This window comes from Mesorhizobium sp. M8A.F.Ca.ET.207.01.1.1 (genome assembly GCF_004794715.1).
In the GTDB taxonomy this organism is placed as follows: domain Bacteria; phylum Pseudomonadota; class Alphaproteobacteria; order Rhizobiales; family Rhizobiaceae; genus Mesorhizobium.
Genome location: NZ_SRUS01000074.1, coordinates 1 through 479, shown reverse-complemented (window position 1 = coordinate 479; position 479 = coordinate 1). Strand labels below are relative to the sequence as shown.

General features: G+C 70.8%; 1 pseudogene. It reads right to left on the bottom strand.

From position 1 onward, the window contains the following. Positions 1–5: 5 nt before the first annotated feature. Positions 6–479: pseudogene (locus tag EN850_RS33515) on the bottom strand (cytochrome c biogenesis protein DipZ); the annotation flags it as partial.

Sequence of the window (479 nt, the reverse complement as noted above, 5' to 3'; positions counted from 1 at the left end):
CCGGTTCAACCGATGGTGAAGGCATAGGCCTGCACGCCCGCATCGAGGAACTCGATCTCGAAGCGGTGCGGGCCGACCGTGCCGCGCTGGCGGACCAGCTGGTACAGGCGGTGCTCGTCGACCACGCCACTGCCATCGGCACCGACATCACTGCCGGCGTCGGCGGCGGGCAGCGGCTTGCCATCCAGCCAGACGCGGAAGCGCACCGGCGTTCCTTCCTGGCCCGGTGCCAGCACCAGGTGCAGGTCGCGGGCATGGAACTGGAAGGCGATGCGGCCGCCGGCCTGCTGCAGTTGTGCGGCCTCGTCGGTGATGGTCCAGCGCCCGGACAGTCCCCACTGGTTCAACGCCAGGCTGGCCGGCAGCGTGTAGTCGAACGCGGCGTCGCTGCGCTGCCCGCCGGGCGAGGCGAACTGCTCGGCACGGGCGTGGCCCAGGTAGGTTTCCGGCGAACGCAGGTTGCTCATGTCGGCCTGCGC